Consider the following 4560-nt stretch of genomic DNA (forward strand, 5'->3'; position numbering starts at 1 on the left):
TGCGCGCCTCGACCGCGGACCTCGTCCAGGACCTGACGGCCCAGCAGTGGTCCGACGACGACGTCGCGGCTCCGTCCCTCTGTGACGGATGGACGCGCGGACACGTCCTCACTCACATAGCGCGCAACGCCGACGGCATGAGCGAGACCCTGGCCGGCGCCCTGCGCGGTGAGATCGTCCTGCGCTACCCGGACGGCTGGGACGCGCGCAACGCGGCCATCGAGGAAGGTGCGCACCGCCCGTACGCCGCTCTCGTCGCGGACGTCCGGGACAGCGCCGACCGGCTCGACCGGGTCTTCGGCGCGGTTGCCGACGCGGACGGCTGGGAGCTGCCGACCGAGAAGGGCAGCCGGGCCGACAGCTGGCCGCTGCGCCGCTGGCGCGAGGTGGAGATCCACCGCCTCGATCTGAATGCCGGCTACACGCCCGACCGATGGCCCCCATTGCTTGTGGCCGAGATCCTGCCGACCGTGGCCGACTCGCTGGCCAAGCGGGTCGAGCAGCCCGTGCACGTGTCCGTCACCGCGGACGGCTCGCTATCGGGTGAGCACGTCGGCCGGGAATGGACGGCGGGCGAGGGCGGCGAGCCGATCGAGGTGCGCGGTCCGGACTGGGCGGTCCTCGCCTGGCTGGTCGGTCGCGCGTCCGTCACCGGCGCCGCGCTGAGCGCGGCGCCGGCGCTGGGCGAGTGGAGCTGAGCTAGCTGAAGGTCTCGACTTTCCGTCGACTCCGCACTAGCGAGACCACCGCCCGGCGCAATCGAGCCACCTAGCCGGCAAACAAGGTCTCCGGCGGCCAGCCGACAAACCCGGCGACGCATCGAGGGATCACGCGATACCGTCCGGCGGTGATCGCACCAAACATGGAAATACACCGTGACGCAGAAAAGCTAGGCGAGTTAGCACCGCTATATGCAGCACTGCTCGCCCATCACGTCAACCTCCCGAACGTCCCACAGGCACAGCCTTCAGAGCTCTCGTGGTCGCTCCGGCGGGCCGAATACGAGACGTGGCTGAAGGACAGTAACGGGTTCGTCGTGGTGGCCAGACGTGACGGGATTGCGGTTGGATATGCGGTGGTCAGCATCGCCGCAGGTCCTGATGACATGTGGGTGACCGGCAACCACATCGCCGAAGTCCAAACACTGGCTGTCCGTGCGGCCGACAGGGGCGCCGGGATCGGAACAACCTTGCTCGACGCGATTGACAGCGAGCTCGGTTGCCAGGGCGTCCGTGACATCCAGATCGCCGTCGTGGCGACCAACGAAGACGCGATCCGGCTCTACCAGCGTCGAGGTTTCACACCCCGCCTAGTGGTCTTGTCCAACTACGCGCGCTGACCAGCGACTGACCGCGTCCACTGAGCCTGCCCATCAACGCGGAGTGGCGTAGCGCTCGAGGGCGCGAGCCACGTCGATGCGCGTCGCCTTCTGCAGCGCCGGCTTGGCCAGCTCGCGGCGGACGAACTTGGCCACCGCCCGCTTGATCTCGGCGTCGACGCTCGCGAGCGTCTGCACGAACGTCGCCCGCAGTCCCTCGGCCTGCACGCCGACGTCGATGTCACGCGACGAGGGAGGCGGAACGTCGATGACGATCACGAGCGGCTCGGCGGCGCGCGCGGTGAGGACCAGGTTGACCCGGACGTCGGCGGCAAAGCGATAGGTGTCGATGCCGGTCTGGATCGTCAGCTTCAGGTCGACCGGGATGGTGAGCGCGAAGGTGATCTCCTCGGCGTCACGCGGCTCGAGCGTCGGCTCGCCGATCGTGCCCCGCGCCCGCACCTTGGCCAGCCCCATCGGTCCGACGGACAGCGGCCCGACCTCGATGGGGCGGCCCGTCATCGTCCGTACCCCGTCCAGTACGCGATCGCGCGTGACAGCGGCGCTGAAGAACCGGCGGCCGAATTCGGCGTAGTCGATGTAGGTCGGTTCGGCGGGCGAATCCGCCGCCTCGCTCACGATGTCCTCGGCCACGGGGACTGATGCTGCCCGTAGGTCGGCCGCGGCGCGACCCGGGTCAGGACTTCTTGTCCTTCTCGCCCTTCTGCTTCTTTCCGATGCTCGGGAACCGCTTCTTCACGGCCGCCTTCACCTTCTTCTGTTCCGCCGGCGTGCCCTTCTGGGCTACCCGGGCCAGCGCGTTCCGCGCGTGGGCCTTGTCGGGGATCGGGTACTTGCGCTTGCCGGGCAGCGCGAACATCTTCTTGCTGAGCTTCTTGCGGTTCTTCGTGTCACTCAGATCCTTGGCCATGTCGGGAGTTTTCCCAATCGGCCGGATCAGGTGTCAGGCGAAGCAGACTCATCGCCGGCGTGTTCCCTTTTCGCCTTCCCATCCGTCATAGGGGAAAGAGGCTCGCCGAGCCCCTCACCTGCGATTCGCTGTTCCAGCTCGTGAAGGGTGCGGCCGGCCCGATGAACACGGAGAGGACGTTCGATGCCGTACAAGAACGACATGAGCATGATGTTCGCGATCCATGACGCGCTGCGACGCGAACTCGACTGCCTGACCCGGGTAACCGCGTGCGGCGACGACGACCCGCGGCAGGTCCTGCGCACCGCAGCCGGCTGGGAGATGTTCAAGAGCTACCTGCGCGCGCACCACACCGCCGAGGACTGGATGTTGTGGCCGCCGCTTCGGCTGTCGCTTCCGGAGGGTTCGGACGGGTGGGCTGTGCTCGATGCGCTCGAGGCGGAGCACGCCGAGATCGACCCCCTGCTCGAGGGGATCGATGGCGCTGTCCTCGATCCGACTTCGGATCCCGCCCGTCTCGCAGACCTGACCGACCGTCTGGCGACCGCGATGCGCGGACACCTCGATCATGAGGAGAAGGACGGACTACCGGTCATCGACGGAGTGAGCGAGGAGGAGTGGCAGGCGTTCGCCGCCGAAGGCGCCAAGCTGATCGGGGGCGACGTGGCGCGGTTCCTGCCGTGGACGCTCGACGGCGTGGCGCCCGAGACGACGGCCGCGGTCCTGCGCGTCCTGCCGCCACCCGTCCAGCAGCTGTACCGCGAGCAGTGGGAACCGGCCTATGCAACCCAGGTCAAGGCAACGCGGTGGGGGTAGTCAGGCCAGGCAGAACTCGTTGCCCTCCGGATCGGCCATGACCACGTGATGCCCCTCGAAGGTCTGTAGCACCTGGGCGCCGGCGTCCCGTAACCGAGTGGCCTCGGCAGACACCCGGGCCCACTTCTCGTCCGGCGTGCCGTCGCCGGACACTCGGAGGTCCACGTGCAGCCGGTTCTTGGCAGTCTTCGGTTCGGGCACCTGCAGCAGGCACAGCCGCGGCGCGACTCCGCTCGGATCGTGCAACCAGGCACCGCCCATGCCGTCGTCGTACTCGTCGTCGAAGCTGGCCAACCACTCCTCCCTCGTGGCGAAGGGAGCCGGCGGCGGCTCGTTGACATACCCGGCCGCCGTCTTCCAGAACTCGGCGAGCCGGGCGGGATCGGCGCAGTCCATCGTCAGTTCCACTCGGGTGAGCACGATTCGACCGTAGGACGTCGCTACGACAGTGACCGGGCGCGTCGGCAGGTCCGTTCGAAGTCGCGCTGACGGCCTCAGGCAGGGTTGTAAAAATCTTCGGAGATTTCTCGTCGGGCTTGTTAGCGGACCCGAAACTGTCGTACTCAGGTTCTAATGTCGGGGTTATGGATGCGGGACCTGTGGCCGAGGCGGTAGCCCTGTTGCGCGCGGGCGTGGACGGGTTGTTGGCCGCGTCGCTGTCGGCCGAGTCCTCAGTTGAGGTGGTGCAGCTGCTCGGCACGGTGGAGGCGCAGCGGCGCCGGCTCGAGGCGGTGGATCAACGGGTGCTGGCCGAGGTGGCTGAGCGCGGAATCGCCGGCGAGTACGCCCGCTGCAGCCCGACAGATCTGCTGGTCGCGATGCTGCGCGTCTCGCCCTCGGAGGCCAAGTCGCGAGTGGCTCGGGCCCGTGACCTCGGGCCGCGCCGGACGGTGATCGGTGAGCCGCTCGACCCGATCCTGCCGGCCACGGCGGCCGCGTCGGCCGCGGGCGAGATCTCCGGCGCCCATGCCACGGTGATCACGAAGTGCATCGAGCAAATCCCGGCCGAGATCGCCCACGAAGCCGCGCCGGTGGCCGAGCGGATGTTGGTCGAAGCAGCCCGGCACGAACACCCCGCTTTGCTGGCCACGACTGCGCGGATGCTGCTGATGCGGCTGGATCCGGACGGCGCCGAACCCCGCGATGCCGAGATGGAGCGCAAGCGTGGCTACGGGTTACGCAAGTTCGCCGACGGGTCGTCCACTCCCTACGGACGCTTCGACCCGGAGGTCACGGCGATGTGGGAGGCGGTCCTCGATTCCCTCGCGGCGCCGCTGCCGGCCGCCGACGGGATGGCGGATGACCGCACGCCCTCGCAGCGTCGCCACGACGCGATGGGCGAAGCCGCTCGGCGACTCCTCGGCTCCGACACTCTTCCGTCGACCGGCGGTACGCCCGTGACCGTCATGGCGACTATCACGATGCAGGAGCTGATCGACAAGGCCGGCGTGGCGACAACCACCCAGGACAGCCCCTTGTCGGCCCAGAAGCTGCT

At 68.4% G+C, this 4560-nt stretch carries 7 protein-coding genes; 4 read left to right on the forward strand and 3 right to left on the reverse strand.

What is annotated here, in order from left to right:
- Both ABR571_RS08495 and ABR571_RS08500 read left to right on the forward strand, forming a co-directional pair.
- Nucleotides 1–698 (forward strand): maleylpyruvate isomerase family mycothiol-dependent enzyme (locus ABR571_RS08495; protein WP_409452758.1); only part of this gene is annotated, 698 nt, incomplete at its 5' end.
- Between the two features lie 149 nt (nucleotides 699–847).
- Nucleotides 848–1339: an N-acetyltransferase family protein gene (locus ABR571_RS08500; RefSeq protein WP_409452759.1), complete on the forward strand. Its 492-nt coding sequence runs from the start codon at nucleotides 848–850 to the stop codon at nucleotides 1337–1339.
- Nucleotides 1340–1372: 33 nt separating this feature from the next.
- Here the strand turns inward: ABR571_RS08500 and ABR571_RS08505 are convergent, their stop codons facing one another.
- Together ABR571_RS08505 and ABR571_RS08510 are read right to left on the reverse strand one after the other, a co-directional pair.
- Nucleotides 1373–1972 (reverse strand): hypothetical protein, encoded by a 600-nt coding sequence (locus ABR571_RS08505; protein ID WP_409452760.1) that lies wholly within the window; start codon nucleotides 1970–1972, stop codon nucleotides 1373–1375.
- 43 nt (nucleotides 1973–2015) lie between these two features.
- Nucleotides 2016–2249 (reverse strand): DUF6582 domain-containing protein, encoded by a 234-nt coding sequence (locus ABR571_RS08510; protein ID WP_409452761.1) that lies wholly within the window; start codon nucleotides 2247–2249, stop codon nucleotides 2016–2018.
- 183 nt (nucleotides 2250–2432) lie between these two features.
- On the opposite strand from ABR571_RS08510, the gene ABR571_RS08515 reads away from it, so the two are divergent.
- Complete coding sequence (locus ABR571_RS08515) at nucleotides 2433–3065, forward strand: hemerythrin domain-containing protein (protein WP_409452762.1); 633 nt, start codon at nucleotides 2433–2435, stop codon at nucleotides 3063–3065.
- Here ABR571_RS08515 and ABR571_RS08520 read toward each other — a convergent pair whose 3' ends face one another.
- Nucleotides 3066–3485: a VOC family protein gene (locus ABR571_RS08520; protein ID WP_409452763.1), complete on the reverse strand. Its 420-nt coding sequence runs from the start codon at nucleotides 3483–3485 to the stop codon at nucleotides 3066–3068.
- Between the two features lie 164 nt (nucleotides 3486–3649).
- On the opposite strand from ABR571_RS08520, the gene ABR571_RS08525 reads away from it, so the two are divergent.
- A partial coding sequence (locus tag ABR571_RS08525; RefSeq protein ID WP_409452764.1) for a DUF222 domain-containing protein occupies nucleotides 3650–4560 on the forward strand: 911 nt, incomplete at its 3' end.

The organism is Jatrophihabitans sp. (assembly GCF_046262535.1).
Taxonomy (GTDB): Bacteria; Actinomycetota; Actinomycetes; order Mycobacteriales; family Jatrophihabitantaceae; genus Jatrophihabitans.